Source organism: Myxococcales bacterium, assembly GCA_022563535.1.
In the GTDB taxonomy this organism is placed as follows: Bacteria; Myxococcota_A; UBA9160; order UBA9160; family UBA4427; genus DUBZ01.
Map to the genome: position 1 here is coordinate 19157 of JADFNE010000042.1, position 18442 is coordinate 37598.

General features: G+C 57.3%; 14 protein-coding genes. 13 read left to right on the forward strand and 1 reads right to left on the reverse strand.

Going from position 1 to position 18442, the window contains the following annotated elements; translation table 11 throughout:
- The first annotated feature begins 84 nt into the window (after positions 1-84).
- The 4 genes from IH881_13435 (at position 85) to IH881_13450 (ending at position 7620) form a co-directional block, all read left to right on the forward strand.
- Positions 85-4443 carry a filamentous hemagglutinin N-terminal domain-containing protein gene (locus IH881_13435; GenBank protein ID MCH7868691.1) on the forward strand — a complete coding sequence of 1453 codons (4359 nt, stop codon included), beginning with the start codon at positions 85-87 and terminating at the stop codon, positions 4441-4443.
- Positions 4444-4761: 318 nt separating this feature from the next.
- Positions 4762-5547 carry a hypothetical protein gene (locus IH881_13440; GenBank protein ID MCH7868692.1) on the forward strand — a complete coding sequence of 262 codons (786 nt, stop codon included), beginning with the start codon at positions 4762-4764 and terminating at the stop codon, positions 5545-5547.
- Between the two features lie 124 nt (positions 5548-5671).
- On the forward strand, positions 5672-6292 hold the full coding sequence (locus tag IH881_13445) for an FHA domain-containing protein (protein ID MCH7868693.1): 621 nt from the start codon (positions 5672-5674) through the stop codon (positions 6290-6292).
- A 2-nt stretch (positions 6293-6294) separates the two neighbouring features.
- Positions 6295-7620, forward strand: coding sequence for a VWA domain-containing protein (locus IH881_13450; GenBank protein MCH7868694.1), 1326 nt, complete (start codon positions 6295-6297; stop codon positions 7618-7620).
- Between the two features lie 2 nt (positions 7621-7622).
- Here the strand turns inward: IH881_13450 and IH881_13455 are convergent, their stop codons facing one another.
- Positions 7623-8972 carry a type VI secretion system contractile sheath large subunit gene (locus IH881_13455; protein MCH7868695.1) on the reverse strand — a complete coding sequence of 450 codons (1350 nt, stop codon included), beginning with the start codon at positions 8970-8972 and terminating at the stop codon, positions 7623-7625.
- A 500-nt stretch (positions 8973-9472) separates the two neighbouring features.
- Here IH881_13455 and tssA point away from each other — a divergent pair, with 500 nt between their 5' ends.
- The 9 genes from tssA to IH881_13500 all read left to right on the forward strand — a co-directional run.
- Positions 9473-10585 (forward strand): type VI secretion system protein TssA, encoded by a 1113-nt coding sequence (tssA, locus tag IH881_13460; protein ID MCH7868696.1) that lies wholly within the window; start codon positions 9473-9475, stop codon positions 10583-10585.
- A 37-nt stretch (positions 10586-10622) separates the two neighbouring features.
- On the forward strand, positions 10623-11207 hold the full coding sequence (tssB, locus tag IH881_13465; protein MCH7868697.1) for a type VI secretion system contractile sheath small subunit: 585 nt from the start codon (positions 10623-10625) through the stop codon (positions 11205-11207).
- A 2-nt stretch (positions 11208-11209) separates the two neighbouring features.
- A complete protein-coding gene (gene tssC, locus IH881_13470) occupies positions 11210-12694 on the forward strand; it encodes a type VI secretion system contractile sheath large subunit (GenBank protein ID MCH7868698.1) in 1485 nt (494 codons plus the stop codon).
- A 78-nt stretch (positions 12695-12772) separates the two neighbouring features.
- Positions 12773-13261 (forward strand): type VI secretion system tube protein Hcp, encoded by a 489-nt coding sequence (locus IH881_13475; protein MCH7868699.1) that lies wholly within the window; start codon positions 12773-12775, stop codon positions 13259-13261.
- Positions 13262-13412: 151 nt separating this feature from the next.
- Positions 13413-14240: a hypothetical protein gene (locus IH881_13480; protein MCH7868700.1), complete on the forward strand. Its 828-nt coding sequence runs from the start codon at positions 13413-13415 to the stop codon at positions 14238-14240.
- Positions 14233-14724 carry a type VI secretion system baseplate subunit TssE gene (tssE, locus tag IH881_13485; GenBank protein MCH7868701.1) on the forward strand — a complete coding sequence of 164 codons (492 nt, stop codon included), beginning with the start codon at positions 14233-14235 and terminating at the stop codon, positions 14722-14724. Before IH881_13480 ends, tssE begins: the two co-directional genes overlap by 8 nt.
- Positions 14724-16556: a type VI secretion system baseplate subunit TssF gene (gene tssF, locus IH881_13490; protein ID MCH7868702.1), complete on the forward strand. Its 1833-nt coding sequence runs from the start codon at positions 14724-14726 to the stop codon at positions 16554-16556. The genes tssE and tssF overlap by 1 nt, the downstream gene beginning before the upstream one ends.
- A complete protein-coding gene (tssG, locus tag IH881_13495; GenBank protein ID MCH7868703.1) occupies positions 16520-17608 on the forward strand; it encodes a type VI secretion system baseplate subunit TssG in 1089 nt (362 codons plus the stop codon). The genes tssF and tssG overlap by 37 nt, the downstream gene beginning before the upstream one ends.
- A partial coding sequence (locus IH881_13500) for a hypothetical protein (protein MCH7868704.1) occupies positions 17605-18442 on the forward strand: 838 nt, incomplete at its 3' end. The genes tssG and IH881_13500, both read left to right, overlap by 4 nt.

The window sequence follows — 18442 nt, forward strand, 5'->3', positions numbered from 1 at the left end:
CTGAGAGAAGAGAAATCGAATGGATGGCTAGAGAGCAAAGCGAATTGGCAAAGGCCAATTCGATCGGAAGTGGGAGGTTCGAACATGAGCTGGTTGCGGACATCGAAAAATTTTTACGGATTGCGCGGTGAAATCACTGAATGGATGAACCTGTTGTGTGTAGCTTGGCTTGTCGGATGGGTTGCTGTGGGGCTTCCGAAACTTGCGTTCGCCGGGCCTGAGGGTGAGCAGGTCATCCATGGCGACGTGACCATCGACCGGATAGACGACCTCACGGAAATTATCGCCTCAGATGGCGCCATCATTCAATTCGACAGCTTCGACATCCATCATCACGAGACTGTGGAGTTCATCCAACCGAATGCACAATCTTCTGTTCTCAATCGTATCTACGGCAGCCCCACCCAGATCATGGGCACCCTCAGGGCCAATGGCCGCGTCTACCTGCTCAACTCTGCGGGTGTTTTCTTTGGCGGCACCGCCATCGTCGACGTCGGTGGGTTGTATGCCGTCGCCGGATCGATGTCGGACCGAGACTTTCTCGATCAGGTAGATCGCTTTACAAGTTTGACTGGAGATGTGGAGAACTGGGGCGAGATCCGCGGCAACGTCGTTAACTTGATTGGCCGGTTCGTTGCGAATCACGGATTGATCGTTGCAGATTCAGGATTGGTCGCCATGGTGGCCGGGGACGAGGTCGCAATTGGACACCTCGGCGGAAATATCGTCGTCAAGATCGACTCTCAACGGGATGTGTCTGAAGCGAGTGTTCCCGGTGTCGAGAACAGTGGTTTGATCGATGCCGCCGGGGGACGTGTCATTCTGGCCGCCGGAGATCTCTACTCACTCGCCGTGCGTCATCCGGGGATGATTCGGGCCGATCGGATCGCGCTGGAAGGAGGCGCAAACGGTCAGGTCCTGGTCCAGGGAACCCTCGACGCTTCGAATCTTGAAATTGGGCAGACCGGGGGCACGGTGCATGTGCTCGGAGACGAGGTTGTCATCGACGGTGCGACCATCGATGCATCCGGTGAAGCGGGTGGCGGAGAGATCTTGGTTGGCGGTGACTACCTCGGTGGTGGCGATGTGCGCACCGCGTCGAGGACCTACGTTGGTTCAGACAGCGAGCTGCTCGCTCGGGCGACCGGCGACGGCGATGGTGGCAAGATCATCGTCTGGTCTGACACCGACACCCGGGTTTTCGGCACGATCGACGCGCGGGGAGGTGAACTCGGCGGCGACGGTGGCTTTATCGAGACCTCGAGCAAGGATCGACTCTATGTCTTTGGGGCCCACGTGGACGCGAGCGCGTCGCAAGGCGCAGGCGGGACCTGGTTGCTCGATCCTCGCAACGTGGTGATCAGCAACGACCCCACATCCCCCGATGTTCTCCTCATTGGCGATACCTACTTTCCGGCTGATCCGGCCGCTGCCAGCGATCCGCCTTCTGTCGTTCAGGCACTCGATATTGAAACGACACTGAACCTCGGAGGCAACGTAACGATCACCACCCAGAGTCTCCCCGATGACTCCGGTCTGCAATTCGGCGACATCGCAGTAAACGCCAGCATCACGAAGACGATGGGGGGTGAGGCGACCCTTACTCTCGACGCGGGCCGTGATATCGCGATCAACGATACGATCTCATCGACGCTAACGGGCAATGAGTTACACGTAGACCTCCAAGCGGGCGGAAACGTCGATATCAACGCGACCATCACTACCAACGGCGGGACATTTGCGAGCAGTGGTGTCGATCTAAACATGACCGCAGGGGCCCCGATTGATACGAGGGCCGGCGTTGACGGCACGATAACCCTGAATCATTCGGGCAATGCAACCCTGTTCACAGCGGGTGGAATCGACTTTGCGGCGAGTACCGTGGGCGGCGACCTGTCCGCGACGGCCGCTACCGGGAGCATCATCAATAGTGGCGCGCTTGTCGTGACTGGGAATGCGATTTTCACGACGGTTACCGACGACGCGGATATCACACTCGGGACGGTGAACCCGCTGACGGTTGGAGGCACGATCGCGGTCAACACGAACGGAAGCGCCGGCCACGCGACGATCGAGCACGATGGTGGCATCGAAGTCGTGGCCAGCACTGTTGGCGGCGACCTCACGGTTAGCTCGGCGACCGGCGACGTGACGGTGTCGGGTCAGCTGTTGAGCGGTGGAGACACGGGGATCGAGCTTCGGTCGGATACGGGCAACATCATCCTTGCCGTAGACATGAACGAGTTGCTGATGGCCAGCGGCGGAGTGGGTTCGGGAGTGACGCTGAGTGCGGTAGCGGGTGCGATCACAGTGGCCGCCGATTCCCCCTTAACCGCGGAGATCGTCGCTTCTAACGTGACTCTCGTCGCAGAGCAGATCGTGAACCCGTTGGATATCGGGGGCGCGACGACGCTTACGCTGCGGGATACGGGCGTCGGTGAGATCCAGGTGCGGGAGCACGGAGTCCAGACGCTAGCCGAGACGTTCTTGACGCTCGACGCGGCGGCGCAGGGAACGCTGACGGTCGACTACGTCGGCGACAGCAATACTTTGACCGTGACGACCATGGCCGCAGGGGGTACGACGACGGTCGCTACAGACGTCAACGGTGCGCCGAGCAACCTGACGCTGACGACTGCCAATACGGAGATCGATTTTGCAGCCACAACGATCACCGGTGACACCGGTGACCTGACTGCGACGGCAACCGACGGGAGCATCACCAACATCACCGGCGCGCTTGTCGTGACTGGGAATGCGATTTTCACGACGGTTACCGACGACGCGGATATCACACTCGGGACGGCGGACCCGCTGACGGTTGGAGGCACGATCTCGGTCAACACGACGGGATCGGGTGGTGACGTCGATCTGGTCACGACGGGTGGGATCGACTTTGCAACAAGCAACATCGGAGGCGACTTCAAGGTCACGGCTGGTAAGATTTCAATGGGAGTCGTGAACAGCGGTGGGTCGCAGACCTATGCGGGCCCAGTGGTCTTGACACGAGACGCCGTCCTCACTGCAGGTTCTGACAGCGACGGCGATGCATTTTTGTTCATGGACACGATAGTCAGCGACACCACGATAGTCGACCCGAATGGTTTCGGTCTCACGATCGCTGCCGCGGGCAACGTCCAATTTGACAATGACATCGGTAGAGACGAAAACGGCGAATCGCGTCTCGATTTCTTCAAGATTCAGATCGACGCTACAACGGAGGGCCTGGTTCGGTTCGCGAAGCTCACAGGGGAACAGGTCCTGTGGGCAGTCAACAGTATCAGTCTCAATCCAGCTGGACGGACGCCGAGCACAGATCCCAGCGGAAATCGTGCGACGATGTTCCGGACAGTTAACGGAGACCTGACGCTCGATTCCGCGAACGGTGACATCACCATGGGGCGAGGCGAACGACTCAGTGTGCCGGGTGATCTCTTGATAAATGCGCTGAGCGGAACCGTCACGATTGCAGATCTAACCGCTCGCACGCTCGAGATCGGCGCCGGAAGCGTCACCATATTGTTGCGCACCGCCAGCCTGGTCGACCTCGCTGACCCGGAGGCCGATCCAGTCAAAGATACTGGTGTGGATATCGTCGCCAATACAATTCTGATCTCGGCCACAGACGACACGTTGACGCTCGACGGGATAGGTGTCGCGACCTTCGGCGTGAGGCACGAGCCGGGCTCGGCGAGTGACCAAGGTGAATTGACGATTCCGACTATCTTGGTCACATCACAGCCACTACCCGAAGACAAGTTGCGGCTCGCCGCGATCAATCTGGACAGTACGCCGATCCTGACCTCCGATATCTTGCGCGATTCGGTTGGCTACGACGGCATTGCACGCGGTGCGTTCCAACAAACGACCTTCCCAACGCTTCCAATTTCACCCGAGCCGCCCGAGCCGCCCGAAGTTGGCCCGGCACCTCCGAAGAAGGAGGAAATTCTTGCTTGGATGCAGTGTGCTCAATTAGAGGAGGGCGATGAAGTTTCCGAGGCCTGTAAAGAAGTGATGGCTCTGGCCGGGGACTTCGAGGAGGATACGTTCCGAGATTCAAGTGCTCTCGGAGTTCTCCAACTCTACCGGGCGCTGATTCGTTCCAGCGCTACAACCGAGCGAATTGGACCGGCCTTTCAGACCGCGATTCGCACATATCGCGAGGAGGCAAATAGTGATCAAGTTCTGGATAAACTCTTCCGACAATTCCTGACGGAATCTGCGGGGCACGAGGAGGCCGGAGAGTATCTCCAGCAGTTTGAGTTCCTCTTTCAACAGCTGAAGCTATTGAATATGTTGCCAAATGACTACGCTGCTATCCGAGATGAGCTTTTGATCGAGATTGTGCAAGAGCTTGAATTGACTGAGTTGGCCACCGTCGAGGGACTTAGCGCCACGTTCATTCCAAGTGAAACTCTAGACACGAGTGCTCCAAGAGTCTGACGGCTGGCAGAGCTTTGGTTCGGAGTTTGGTAACGTACTGTTCTCATCGAATCCCCCCCGGGATAGGTGTGCTGAATGCGCGAGTTTCGTGGCGGTGAATCAAGGACCCTTGGTCGAGTGATTTGCAGGAAGGTTGGAGCGATGCTGTATCGGGCTCGCTTGAGCCTTCTCGTAGTTGTTGTACTACTGGCCTGTGGGGGCACGAGTAAATCTGTTCAACCGGACATCGAGCAAACTAGGCAGAGCTTCGACATTGCCGGTTATCGGGCTGATCAAGTAGATCCGGCACAAGGTTCACTGGATGTCGAAATCAGGGTCTTGCGCCCGAATTTCGAGTCGAGTGAAACCGAACCCATGGAAGAGGCAGACGCGGAGCTGCGTTCTGCCTTGAGCTGGGCTCTGATGGAGTACCGGGCCGCTTTCGTGGGCCGCGATCTCGAGAAGCTGCAGTCCATCTGGTCGATGGGCGCAGTCGAGCGTATGTTGATCAAGAATGCCTGGTCGAGCTGTGAGAACGTCGACCTGTCCATTGAGACCTCAAAAATGTTGGTTGCCGGTCGTAGCGCTTTGGTCGACTTTGACCAGTGGCTGAGGTTCCGGTGCCCCGGCGAAGCAAAGACGCGCCATTCGATGCTATCGGCCTCGCTCGAGTTCAATGGCGATGGCAAGTGGGCAATTTCGAGAATTGGCAGTCGTGGTCCTCAGCCGACCCTTCGAAAGACAGCTGCGGGTCCCGCTCATCTCGCGCCGGATCGGCAGAATCCCGAGACCGAAGCAACCATGCATCGCGCGCTAGAGGCCCTGAGCGACTATGAATCGGCATTGCAGCGGTGCGATCTCGACGGTCTCGCACGCGTCTGGATCATGACCGATCTCGAGCGGCAGATTCTACAGGGATTGTGTTTCCGCCGCGGGCGGCTCGAAGTGACGATCTCAGAGCCGCAAGTTTCGACAAATCAAGGGCGGGTCAGTGTCGATTTTATCCACGATTTCACCAGCCAGCGACAGGGAAATTCGACTCAGACTCGCTCGAGGTTGACCGCGCTTCTGGTTGAGCGAGACGACGGAAATATGACCATCTGGAAGGTCCGCGCCACCCAGTAATCGCCTCATCGGGCCCCCGAGATCGCGACTGGCCGGAATCCGTAAAGATCGCGATACTCTCAACGTGATGCAGTGTTATCAGCTGCGTGTCACGAATAGGGAGTAGGACTGAGAGAGGGTCGGCATGTTCGACTGGTTGAAAAGCGGCAAGGACAAAGGAAGGGCGCGCCGCCGCTCTAGCGCCGGGCGCAGCAGCTCCGGCAAGCGTCGGCCGCCGCGCCGAAGCTCGTCCAATTCTACCGAGTTCATGGGCGGACAAAAATCCAGCCCCATCCCAATGCAGGATCAGCTGCCCCCGACTCCACAACCGCTGCCGGACAACGTCTCGGTTCGCCCGGATCCCACTCCAAACGTGAGCCCACCACCGCCCGTTAGCCACGATGCCGCCGCCACAAATTATCACCCGATCAGCGCCGCAAAGGGCAGCTTGGTCGGAGTCCTGATCGTCGTGGAAGGCGCCGCCAAAGGCGAGCTTTACAAAGTTTTCGACGGCGAGAATACAATCGGTCGTGGTGACGCATCTCGTGGCGACACCGTAGAGATTCGCACGGACGAGCGAGATACCGCCGTATCGCGGAAGCACGCCACCATCATCCACGAGTCCGGCAATTTTGGAATCAAACCCCTGAAGGAGGGAATGAACCCGACCTTTCTGAACGGCGATGAAGTAACGGGTGGCGCCACACTTACCGACGGCGATCTGATTCGAGTCGGCAACACAACCATGAAGTTTAGGTTGAGTTAATCGTGGGGTGGCGTACTGCAGGAGCGGCGCTCCTGTTGTTTTTGCTCATGTCCTCGAGTGCCCTGATTGCCCAAGAGCGTGCTCCGCTTTCATTACAGAAGGTCGCTCGGATCGGCTTTGACGACGCCGTGGCCGGGACGGATGGCGAACGGGTCGTAGACCTCTACGTGAGGGTGCTCACCGAGTACGGTTCCCCGATTCGCAATCTCTCGCCTCAAGCCCTCGAGGTCTGGCAGGACGACGAGCGAATCGACGTCGATAAATTGAGCGTGCGCTCACTCGACACGACCGGTCGCGGAATCACCGCAGTGCTGGCGATCGACGCCAGCGGAACAATGCGGGGCGAGCCCTTTGCGAAGGCCCGAGAAGCCGCGATTTCTTTTCTCGACCAATTGCGTCCAGAGGACCGCGTCGCAATCGTTACATTTTCAGAGGACATCAATATCGTGTCGCGCTTTGGGCAGCAGCGCGCTGAGACCCGTCTGGCCCTGCGTGATCTCGAGATCGATATCGAGCGCAGCCGGCATACGCTTTTATTTGACGGGGCATTCCGTGCCCTTAATCTGATTCGTACAACGTCGGGGCTACCGCGACGCGGGTTCGTAATCTTGTTCTCCGACGGCAAGGATGACGGAAGCGACCGAACTCGTGACGAGGTTCTCGCCGAGGCGAAAGGACGCAATCACGAATCTCACATCCTTATTTTTTCTGTGGGATACGCGCGCTTCGGCGGGGCCGGCCTCGACGAGATGCGCAAGCTCGCAGAGAAATCTGGTGGCGAATTCATGGAAGCGGTCTCGATCGCCGAGGTGAGCGACTTCTTCGATCTGGTCGGCCAGCAGATGACGCAGAGCTACCTCGTGACCTACCCATCGAATATGGACGGAGAGCAGCACAGGATTCGAATTACCGTTGCAGGACAATCGGGAGAACGAACAGCCTATTTTCCAGACATCGCCGGCCCGCGTTGGCCCTGGCTGGTTGCTGTAGGGGCTCTGGGGCTGATCCTGCTGGTCGTCGAGTTGGTGCGCAGGATTGGGACGGTCGGACGAATTTCTATCGCATCCGGTCCCTTTGCGGGAACCCAGGTTGCTCTCCGTAAAGGCAAGACTCTAATTGGAGCGTTGGAGGACAACGATCTCGTGTTGGCGGGAACAAAAGTCTCTCGCTACCACGCGGAAATCGTCGTCCGGGGTCGAATGGTTGAGATTATCGATCTCGACTCCACTAATGGTACTCAGATCAACGGCCAATTCGTGAAGCGCGGCCCCCTCGAGTTGGGCGACACAATCACCGTCGCCGATGTCGAAATACTCTTCGACAGGTAGCGCTAGCCGAGTAACGATCGCATGCCGACTACTCGAGCGCTGTCTCCGCCGACGATTCCAACCAGACAAACGAAGCCGGCGTCATTCAATTCCTTGATCCGCGCTTCGCTCAACAGCTCGGCGACCGGGCCGATGGACCGAATTTTGTCCTGGCTGCGGAACACATGTATTGGAAGTGAAGTGATTTCGCCGAATCCGCCGCCTCGTGCGTCCCAACTCGAAAGTGCAATCCCCAACGCCAGCGCGGCACTGCCCCAGAGATAGCGAGACCGCTCTGGTTCCAACCTGGCTTCAGCTTCTTCGTCGAGTTCCTCGAACCTAAACTCGTCTATGGGGTCGGTCTCTTCGCCGTAGGGCAGCCGGAGCAGGATCTGAGGATGCGCGAGCATCACATTGTTACTCGCGCTTTGAGTTAACTGTTGTCGCCATATCGGTGATGGCAGCCCACCGTCCCTCATCAGCGCGGGCTTGACCCCAATTAGCAACGTTGCGCTGCACTCAGCGGCCAAGACTGACAGATGGGAACAGGCCAGCTGCCCTTGGTCGTCGTCATTGATCTCCATGGCGCAGAGCATGTGAGAGAATCTAGTGGCCAACAGTCCGGGGTCGGCACGCCAACCCATACGTTCGACAAGTGTGTCGCGCCTATCCGGTTGCTCTGCATCTTCGACAGTTTCGTCGAGTCGTAAGTCAAAGAGATTCAGTGGTATGTCTTTTCCCGCTCGTACGATTTCGCGCACAGCACACCAGCTGGCTTCGAGGCTCTGGAATTTTGGGTGGTGGAGTATCGCTCGAATGCGTCGCCCCAACTCGTCATCAATCGCTGCGCGCCGCGTGTCTTCTCGCGCGAAGTCGTTTCTCGCTGCGGATTCTTCGACGATGGCTCGGACCAAATTGTCGAAGCTAGAAAGAGACGAGCTGGAGTTGCGGGTCGGTGCAGTGGATGGAGTGAGGATCGATTCGAGCAGGTCTTCGTCTGCTACGGGTTCGGTGCTAGTCGCAGGGATGTCCGCGCTGTTGGGAGAATTGGTTTCGATTTCCTGGGAGGCTCCCGCCTCCTCGAGGTGTACGCGCATTGCTGCGGGGTTCGCGACTTCAGCACGTGCATAGAGCAGCGCCTTGAGCGCAGGAACACGTTCGGCAATTTGGTCGGGCCGAAAGTCGTCGAAGCTCGAAATACGCAACGAGCGACAAAAGGGAAGCTGCAGAAGAGCTACCGGCCGGATGCTTCGGATTGCGTCATCGAGGGTATCGCGGTCGACCCTGACGAAGCGCCGCTCAGCAAGTGGTTTACATGCGCTGCCGGCGAAGTCGGCCAGCACGCAAAGCGAAATGATCTCGTGTCTTTTCATGGTGATCGCACTCCAGATTAGAATCGAGATGGGGCTCATTCCCGATTTCCCGACCCGACTAGACTACGAAAAATCACCTCAGGTGGACAAGCCTGCGGAAGTTCGACGCACCAATGTGATTAATTGTGCCAAAAAACACACAATTTTGTGATAAAAAATTTTAGGGTGATCTGAATTCGAGTTTCGGTTTCGACCCACGCGGGTTCCGCTGGCTTGCTGGAAGCGTTAGCCTCTTCGGTGCCGCGCGATTGGGTCGTATCTCGATCAAGTTTCGCGGACGAAAGATTCATGCTTCTCAACACCGCTAACTGGTGTTGGTGTGTTGCGAGGGGCAAAGCAAGTACTACGGAAACGTCGGCAGTACTACCTGACGCAGATGCTCGTGCGGTTTGGTGGCGGCCTCTAGCCGCACCCGCGAACCGCGAACCTCAGATCTGAATGTGGAGTTCGAATAAAAGAAAAACACTAGGTACGTAGCAAGAGGAGCGTGAATCCCCCCCATGCTTGAGCTTGACGTAGAACGCCTTGTATCCCCTATTCGAGATGATTCACCAGCGGGCGACGACCTGCGGCTGAAGTCCGCTGACATCACCCTGCAAACCATCAACGACGCGCGTACTGAAATTCCCGTCGAAGACGATCCGGGTGGAGTAGGACGCAGCGCGGACTGGGTGCTGTCGTTTCGCACTTGTGAGGAGGCTCTCGCCAGCAAGACCAAGGATCTCGAGATTGCAGCGTGGCTCACCGAGGCTCTCACCCGGATCGATGGTTTCAGCGGTTTGCACGCAGGGCTCCAACTCGCAACAAAGCTCGCGCGGACCTTTTGGCAACACATCCATCCCGGAATCGACGAGGACGATGGCGAGATCACGCTGTCCATCCGTGCCCGTCCCCTCACCTGGATGGGCGCGTCAAAGGATTTTCTGCGGGCTGTAAGCAGTTGTCCGATCGTTGATTCGGCAGATGGAAGAATGCTCTCCTGGTTTGACTACAAGAACTCCGAGCTCGTCGATCGACGGGCCCGTCAGTCGGATCAGACTGCCTACAACGAGTTACTGGAAATTGGCTATATCAGCGGTGACGACTGGATTGCTTGCATCAACTCGACGGATCTGGGCGCGTTGCGGCAGACTGTGGCCAATGTGCGCGATTGCGAAGCCGCCTTGGACGAGCTGCGAACGGAGTGCAACGAACTCTTTAAAGAGGACGAGCCTAACTTCGTGGGTCTCGCAGAGTTGTTGCTCGATGTTCGTGAGTATCTCGAGGCGCGCATTCCGGCCCCAGGCGAAGCCGAATCAGAAGGAATGAGCACCGCAGAGGGCGGCGAAGGACAACAGGTTCCCGCAGGCCCCGGTGCTAGCTCGGGACCGGTTGCGAGCCGCGAGGACGCATTGCGGCGTCTCACCGAAGTCTCCGACTACTTCAGGAGGTCCGAACCCCACAGCCCGATTGCGTATCTGATCCAGCGGACGATACGCTGGGGCCAGATGCCCCTTCCGGAATTGTTGAAGGAGATCGTCAAGGACGACAACGTGCTGAGCCGTATCTGGGACACCCTGGGAATTCAAGGTGGGGCCGGCGAGGTCAAGAATAACGATCATGACGATAACTGATTACTAGCAAAACGAACAACATTAAGGAGAGCCGTTCATGGCCGACAGCGTATTTGACAAGAAAGCCCGGGTGCGAGCACCGCGCGTCCACATTACCTACGAGGTCGAGACAGGCGGAGCCCAGGTCATGAAGGAAATTCCCTTTGTGATGGGTGTGATGTCGGATCTTTCGGGACAGCCGAAAGAGGCGCTCGCCAAACTCAAGGATCGAAAATTCGTAGAAATCGATCGCGACAACTTTGACGACGCCCTCAAGAGCATGAAGCCGCGGCTCGCGATGCGGGTCGACAATACACTGGCTGACGACGGCAGTGAATTGTCGGTGGAGTTGAACTTTGAAAAGCTCGCAGATTTTTCTCCCGAAGGAGTCGTCAAGCAGGTTGAGCCCCTCAACAAGCTGCAAGACGTGCGAAATCAGTTGAAGGATCTACTGGGTCGGATGGAGGGAAACGATCGTCTCGAAGAGCTCCTGGCCGAAGTCTCGTCCAATGACGCAGTGCGCGACAAGTTGGCTGGCGCGTTGGGTAGTGAAGCAAGCGGCGACGCCGCAGGAGAGGGTGAAGGCGACAGTTCCAGCGAAGCGGGCGGCGACGAAGCTCCGGCCGATGGAAAGGAGAGCTAATCATGGCGAAAGCAAAGAAAGTCAAGATTGACCAACTCGAGGAACTCGAGAGCGACGACCTTCTTGCCCAGATGATCGATACGGGCATCAAGCCCAAGGGTGACGATCAACGAAATCGCGCTCAGGACCTGATCAAGAACTTTGTGGATACGATTCTGGATCCAGGTACGAAGATCGACAAGAGTGTGGTCAAGACGATCAATGCGCGCATCGCGGCGATCGACGAGATCATGTCAAAGCAAGTCGACAAGATCCTGCACCATGAGGATTTTCAAAAGCTCGAGGCATCGTGGCGGGGTCTCAACCATCTGATCATGAACACCGAAACGTCCGAGACGCTCAAAATCAAGGTTTTGAACATCTCAAAGAAGGACTTGAAGAACGACTTCGGTGCAGCTGCCGAGTTTACCGAATCGGCTCTTTGGAAGAAAATCTACGAGTACCAGTTCGGCCTTTTCGGTGGCGACCCATTTGCTACTTTGATTGGAGACTTCCAGTTCGACAAGGGTCCGCAAGATATTGCGCTGCTGTCATCCATCACTGAGGTGGCCGCGGGTGCGCACGCGCCATTCGTCTCGGGTGTAGCACCCGAGATGTTTGGCATGGAAAGCTTTACCCAGATGCCGGACCCGCGAGACTTGTCCAAGATCTTCGACAAGAGCAATCCAGAGAACACGAAGTGGCTCTCCTTCCGCGATTCGGAGGACTCTCGCTTCTGCGCCCTGGTTCTGCCCCATACACTGAGGCGCTTGCCCTACTCGCCGGAGAACAATCCAGTCGAGGACTTCAATTATGAAGAGGACGTGAGCGGTTCTCACGAGTCGTACTTGTGGGGCAACGCAGCGTACGACTACGCCAACCGACTGACGGCTGCCTTCGCGAAGCATCATTGGTGCGTCGCGATACGTGGACCCGAGGGCGGTGGTATGGTCGAAGACTTGCCCGTGCACGTGTTCAAATCTCGCGAAGGCGACGTGAGTGCCAAGATCCCCACTGAGGTGGCGATCCCGGATACTCGCGAAAAGGAACTCTCTGACCTGGGCTTCATCGGCTTGCTGCACTGCCAGAATACGGACTTCGCCGCATTCTTCGGTGGTAACTCGGTGCAGCGAGCCAAGAAGTATGACACGCCGGAAGCAACAGCCAACGCCCAGCTTTCAAGTCAGATTCCGTATTTGATGTGCACGTCGCGCATCGCCCACTACCTCAAGTCGATCTGTCGAGACAAAATAGGTTCGTTTTTGTCTCGCGGCGATTGTGAAATGTTCCTGAATAGATGGATCACGAACTACGTGTTGGCCCAGGACGATGGAACTCAGGACGCCAAAGCGGCGAGGCCCCTGCGAGAGGCCCGCATCGACGTGGTCGACGACAAGGCTCGGCCCGGTTGTTACAAGGCGATCGCGTACTTGAAGCCCCACTTCCAACTTGAAGAAATTGGCGTTTCATTGCGTCTGGTGGCGGATCTTCCGGCGCCGATAGGTTGATTGCGAATTACGGAACCGATGGCGGTTGCTTTGGAACTAATCAACAGTGAATTTCAATGAAAAAGGAGCGAGTCGATCATGCCTAGCGATATTTACGCGAAGTTTGGACAAATTGAAGGTGAAAGCACAGACGGTGTATACAAGGGCCAATGCTCGTTGAATTCAATTTCGCATGAGCTGGAAAACGAGGCGAGTGGGGATCGGAGCACGGGTGGAGGCGGCGCCAAGAGCATTGCAACGCATAGGGAAATTACGTTTACGAAGAGTTTCGATGCAGCGTCTCCAGGGTTGATCAAGGCTTGTTTGATCGGTGAACACATGGATATCGTAATTTCCCTGTGTCGACAGAGTGGCAAAGACAAGCAGGAGTATCTCCAGTACGCACTCACGGATGCGTACCTTTCGGGGCTTAGTCACCAATCAGCAGACGGTGGCGGCGTTGAGGAAGTTGGGGTGATCAACTACGGAACCATCAAGTGGACCTATGACAAGACCGATACCAAGGGGTTTTCCTTAGGCAAAATGGAAGCCAGTTGGAACCGGATCAAAAATTGCGAAGAAATATAGATTCGGATCGGCCGAATGGTTGAGCGCCATGTAAGCCTGAGGCGCGAAAAGTCAGAGGCTGGAGACGGAGTGTGGTGGGGGGAGGACGCAAGCGCCTCTCCTCTCCGCGCGGACCTGGCGCGATCGTGTCGAAGAACGCGCGGAGTAAATCATGACTGCACGGGAACTCTTCGATCAAGGACGTCTGGAAGAGGCGATCTCCACCCAGAATGAAGTGGTGAAACTCCAACCGACCAATCTCGATGCGCGTCATGAACTCTCGGTCTATCTCTGTTTCGCCGGAAATCTCGATCGCGCATTTCTGCAGCTCAATGTGATGGGCCAGCAGAATCCAGAGTTGGCGAAGTCGAGTGATGTTTATCGCAGTCTATTGATCGCCGACCTTCAGCGGCGCAAGGCTTATCAAGAAGACGTAGATCCCCTATTGCCACCCGATTGTCCGTCGCATGTCGAAGCGCGCCTGGCCGCACTGCACGCCCGCAGGACGGGAGACGAGAACGCCGCGAGCGCTGCCCTCGAGCAAGCCGCCCAATCCGAATGGAACCGCCCAGGTAAACTCAACGGCGAAATGTTTTTGGGCGTTCGAGACTTCGACGATCTACTTGGTTCTGTGCTCGAAGTCTACGCTGGTGAAAATTATCTCTGGATGCCCTTCGAGCACATCCGCAGGCTCAAGATCAACGAACCCAAGCATTTACTCGACCTGCTCTTCGTTCCCGCGGAGCTAGAAGATTTCAACGGTGCGGAGGCGTCGGTGCATTTGCCCACCGTTTATGAGGGTTCGCATTTGTCGGAGGATCGTCAGTTGCGAATCGGGCAGAAGACGGACTGGGTCGAGGTGCCGGGTATCGGTTTCTGTGGAGTGGGACAGAAGCTCCTGTTCAGCGCCACCGAGGGCGAAACGCGCGAGACAGGTCTCTTGGAGGTCCGCTCGCTCGAGTTCGAGTCTTCGACCCCGGATGGATCCGTCGTTGGCTGAGCGTCACAACGATGCGCTGCGACCGTCGATTCTCGACCGGTTGATGGCCGGAGAAACGGGAGCGGGAGCCCGCGCCGCATACGAATACATCGGCGTGCGGGAGTTGCGGAACTCCGTTGCGCGGGATCTCGAGTGGTTGCTCAACACGAAGTTCACCCAATCTCTAGACCTGGATCAGTTTCCTGAGGCGCAGAATTCAATCTTGACCTATGGCGTTCCCGACTTCTCCACGTATTCCTGGCGAAATGCTTCGGATGCCCATTCGATTGCTCGAATCCTTGGAGACACGATCCGTCGATTCGAGCCGAGGCTTCTGCCTCGCAGTATCAAGGTCGAAGTTCTGCCGAACCCGGATATCGAAAATTTTTCGATCGCGTTTCGTATCGAAGCGATCCTCAATGTCGACCCCATTCGCGAGACCGTGAGCTTCGACGTGGCGATCGATTTCGAAAGTACCTCCGTCTACGTGAAGGGGGCGGACTGATGCGCGACGAGCTGCTCCATTATTTCGAGCGGGAACTGACCTTCATCCGTCGCGGTGTTTCGGATTTTGCAGATCGATATCCAGAAGTCGCGAGTCGCATGATGATCGAAGAGAATCGCTGTGAGGACCCGCACGTCGAGCGGCTCATTGAAGCGTTCGCAATGCTGGCCGCTCGAATCCAGATGCGCCTCAGCGACGACTTCAGCGACATCAGCGAAGCGCTTCTCAGTGTACTCTATCCCCACTATCTGTGTCCCATTCCCTCGATGACCATTGTGCAGATGAACGCGAACACGGGACAGTTGCCCGCGAAAGGCCTGCAGATCGAACGTAAGGCAGAGCTCTATTCGAAACTTGTAAAAGGAGTTCGCTGCCGCTTCCGCACTACGTATCCAGTGACGCTCTGGCCAATCGAAGTGGAATCGGTCGAACTCGTGACCACCACCGGGCTTGATGGCGTGGTGCCGAATTCGGCTAGATCCGCACTGCGAATTAGCCTGCGTTCCCAGGGCGAGGCCAGCTTCGCCGATATGGGGCTGGATCACCTGCGGTTCTACCTGGATGCGGAGAGTGGTGTGCTGCACCGACTGCACGAACTCTTTCTGAGAGATTCTCAGGGCCTTGCGCTGCGATCCGCCGAGAACGGCGCGGTGACCGTCTTACCCCCAGATTCGATTCGCCCGATGGGATTTGGGCGCAATGAAGGCGCACTCGAGTATCCGGACGAATCGTTTCTCGGGTATCGATTACTGCAGGAGTATTTTGCGTTTCCGGACAAATTCATGTTTGTCGAGTTGGCCAACCTCGATCGTCACGCCGGCAGGATGTCGGGTGACAAGCTTGATATATTTGTTCTTCTCAGTGAGTCGGTAGGGAACCTCGACATCCGGGTCGAAAAGAACAACCTGAAACTCGGTTGTGTCCCCGCCATCAATTTATTCAAACATCAGGCGGATCCGATTCGCATGACCCATACTTCGATCGAGTATCCCGTCGTGCCTGACGTGCGCCAACCGGATTCGTTTGAGGTCTATTCGATTACTGACGTGTCCAGCACGTCCATGGGTTCCACAGAGTCCGTAAAGTACGACCCGATCTACCGCATGCGCCACGCGGGCAAGGAGGGCGAGGCGAATGCCTTTTGGAGCCTCACCCGGCGCCAATCGATTCGGAAAGGCGACAACGGGACCGACGTTTCGATCTCGCTGGTAGACGAAAATCTCAACCCGTTGATCCCGCCGACCGAGGTGCTTCACCTCGAGATCCTTGCGAGCAATCGGGAGCTACCCTCGCGACTTTCTTTCGGTGACCCCAACGGCGACTTCGAAATCGCGGGCTACCCAGCGATCAAGTCCATCTGTTGTCTGCGCAGTCCCTCTGCTTCGCTTCCCCCACCGGTTGGTTCGGGCGCTCGCTGGCGAATTATCTCTCATCTCGCTCTAAACCACTTGTCATTGACCGGAGATGACGATGAGGATGAGGATCGAGCCGTCAACGCGCTGCGGGAAATATTGAAGCTCTACGATTTTTCCGATTCTCCTGTGACCCGGCAACGCATCTCCGGCCTCACCGGATTGAAATCGCGGCGCACCGTGCGCAGGGTTGGGCGGGGAGCTGATTCGGGATTCGCTCGCGGAGTGGAGGTCGAATTGACCTTCGACGCGAGCCAATACACCGGCGCGGGCGTCTTCGTCTTTGCGTCGGTCCTCGAGGCATTCCTCGGTCTCTACTGTTCAGTAAATTCGTTTAACCAGACCGTCGCGCGGATCACGCGGCGTGAGGGAGTATTCAAGAGATGGTCTCCGAGAATGGGAGAGAAGCAGCTTCTCTGAAGCGGCTCATGCTGGAGCAGACGGGCCGCTTCGAGTTTCTCCAAGCGGTACGCCTGATGAAGAAGATCTGGCCGGATCGCAAACCCGTGGGTGGGGATTTCGATCCGCGGGCTGAGGTTGTTCGCTTCGTCACGGATATCTCGCCGGTCTTTGCGAAATCCGACATTCAGGAAGCAGTCGAGCACGACGATGGCCGACCCGCCGAGCTTCAGGTGAACTTCATGGGAGTTGCCACCCCGGGGACTTTTGGTGCGCTTCCGCGCCGCTATGCAGAAGAAATTCGCACGCTGTCGAAACAGAAGAATACGGCGCTCCGCGAGTTTCTAGATCTGTTCAATCATCGAATGATTTCGCTGTTCTACCGGGCTCGGGAGAGGAACCTTCCGACGCTGGCTTACGATCGAGGTGGCGACAATGCCTTCGAGAGCGCGCTGTCTGGAATTCTCGGCACCGGGACGCCAGGTTTGGCTGGCCGACTCGCGTTGGACGATTGTATGATCATGGGCCGGGCTGGACTGCTCGCCATGAAGCCAATAGGTGTTTCAGCTCTCGCCGGTCTGATTCGAAGCATCTTCGGTCAGCCCGTAGAGATTGAACAGTTCTGTCCCGCGAATTATCCGATCGAAGTTGACGACCGCAACGCACTCGGTTTCGCAAACTCGGTATTGGGTGAGGATCTCTATCTGGGCGTCAAAGTTACCCTGGTGCAGTCGAAGATACGGATCTGCCTTGGCCCGATGTCTCGGGAGGCCTACGAAGAATTCCTGCCCCACGGCCCGGGCTTCCGGCGGCTGGCAGATCTGGTCCACTTCGCGGTCGGCGAAGAGCTCGACTTTGAGATCAAGTTGAGCCTGCTAGCCGAAGATGTGCCGTCGATGCGGCTAGGTGACACCAGCCCCGAAGCGGGTCGGCTCGGTTGGTCGAGTTGGATTGGCGACGAGGAACGCAGCGAACCCGCGGAAGACGCAATGATCGATCCGAGATTTAATCGCGGCGGTCCAAATTTATACAACGTGGCGCAGCAAATGGCGCAAATGGAGGCAAGACCATGAGTGTCGACCTGCGTTCTCTCATCGGACGCCTGAGTCCGACCACCCGACGTGCGCTCGAAGGTGCTGCGGGACTCGCAATGTCGCTCACCCACTACGACGTCGAGCTCGAGCACTGGCTGGAAAAGATGCTGGAAGAGTCCGCAGGGGATCTCCCCAAGATCCTGCGCGACTCTGACGTCGAGCCCGATCGATTCATGGCCGATCTCAACCTGGCCCTGAACAGCATGAAGACCGGCAACGGGCGTCGTCCCGATCTTTCCGAAATCATTGAGCAATTGGCGAGCGAGGCCTGGGTGCTCTGTTCGATCAACTACAACCTCGGCAAGGTAAGATCCGGCGCGATCCTGTTGGCGGCCCTAAACGATTCTCGTCTCCGCAGACGTCTGGTTGATATCCACCGGCCGGTCGAGAAGATCAACGTTGAGGCCCTGTCCAAGGACTTTCTGAGCATCGTCGAGGGATCGGCCGAAGACAGAGAGGTCGGGGTTGTCGGTTCGGGGAGTGTGCAGCGCGACCTTTCCCAACCGGGCGCTACCGGCGCCGGACGAAAGACGCCCGCGCTCGATCAATATACGGTTGATGTGACTGCCCAGGCGCGAGCGGGAGAGATCGATCCCACGCACCTTGGCTCGTCGCGCGATGTGCGCCTGAGCCGACGGATAACCGAAAAGCATTTTGGGACGGACACGCTCGAGGGCTTCGATGAACTCATCGACACGCGCGTCCGACATCTCGAACGCGGGAAGCAACCGAGTGCGAAACAACCGATCCCGAAGCTCGCGAACGCGATCCTGTGCACCGAGCTCGACCGGAGAGCCCCAGATGACGATTTCC